At 48.4% G+C, this 225-nt stretch carries 1 protein-coding gene; it reads right to left on the bottom strand.

The genetic code is table 11. From position 1 onward, the window contains the following. The coding region (locus ACWGS9_RS35950; RefSeq protein WP_454509581.1) for a LacI family DNA-binding transcriptional regulator at window positions 1-120 on the bottom strand (120 nt) is incomplete at its 3' end. Window positions 121-225 lie beyond the last annotated feature (105 nt).

Here is a 225-nt window from a genome sequence, read left to right as displayed (position 1 = left end):
CAAAACCTTTTTTCGTGTTGCTGCCGAAACATTGGCCGAGCCATTCAAAACTCGCGAAGCGGTTCCAACGCCAACCTTTGCCAATTTGGCGACGTCTGACAACCGAACCGTGCTGCTCATTTACTGCACCTAAAACAAGCGTCGGAACCGCTGGTGATCCCTATATCAATATCGAATTACCGGAAGCGGTTCCAACATTTTCTTGACTAGGAGAAATGAGAGGCT

This window comes from Mesorhizobium sp. Arg314, assembly GCF_053714275.1.
Note: the sequence above shows the minus strand (reverse complement) of the source record. Positions and strands in the feature narration are given on the sequence as shown.